The sequence below is a fragment of the Acinetobacter guillouiae CIP 63.46 genome (assembly GCF_000368145.1).
Taxonomy (GTDB): domain Bacteria; phylum Pseudomonadota; class Gammaproteobacteria; order Pseudomonadales; family Moraxellaceae; genus Acinetobacter; species Acinetobacter guillouiae.
Map to the genome: position 1 here is coordinate 1 of NZ_KB849295.1, position 1,017 is coordinate 1,017.

General features: G+C 30.9%; 1 pseudogene. It reads left to right on the forward strand.

What is annotated here, in order from left to right:
- Positions 1 to 1,017, forward strand: a pseudogene (locus F981_RS23095) (hypothetical protein); the annotation flags it as partial.

Genomic DNA, 1,017 nt, shown 5'->3' on the forward strand with positions numbered 1-1,017 from the left:
ATCACTTGAAGATCTTAAAAATGAATCTTTAAAAATACAAGAACGATATTTATCTCAGATTGATGAAAACTTGCATGTTATAAAATCTTCATTTTCTAATGAGCTAAAAGATATTTCGTCAAATGTTCAGAATATTCGTGATTTTATTAATAAAGTCTTATTTAGCTTTGGGCAAAAAGTTGATAATTTGGTTTCTAATACTCAAGATATAAAAATTGAGAGAACTATTTCTTATCAGCTAGGTAAGATGTTGATTGATAGTAAAAAGAACGTAACTCAACTGCTCAAACTACCTAATGCATTAATATCCTTAAGAAAGGAAAATATTAATCGGAAAGAGCTTAAAAAGGAAATCTTAGTTAAACCAGTTCAAACTTCCCTTGAAAGCAAAGAGTTGAAAGAGGAAACTAAAACCGAGTTAAAAAGTACAACTATTTCTGTACCTAAACTACATCCTGATGTTTTAAATAAAAAATTTAGTAAAGGCTTAACACTTTTAGATCCTATCTCTGAATTATGCTGGCAAGATGGGTTTCCTGGGTTTGCAATTAGTAGAAAAAAATTTGAAGCACAAATCGCATCAACTACTAGCGATTTTGCTTTTTTTGAAAGTGCATGGAAAGCAAATAAGTCACAATGGCTATATGCATTCAACTCACCAAATTTACAGCACAATAATGCCCAAGATCTGCTAAAAGTAATAGGATTGCTTCGAGCTAAAAAATTACCAGTAATTTTTTGGAATAAAGAAGATCCTATGCATTATGAAATGTTCAAGCCTATTGCTAAAGAAGCAGATTATGTTTTTACGACTGACTCATTAAAAGTTGAAGAATACAAAAAAGACTTAGGACATAGTAATGTTTGGTCTTTACCTTTCGCAGCACCAATCAAAATCACGAATCCAATTAATCGCTTTAAATTAGATACTGAGACGGTATGTTTTGCGGGTACGTATTATGCAAAAAACCATCCTGATCGCAAAAAACAAATGGATATGTTACTCCCAACTTTATT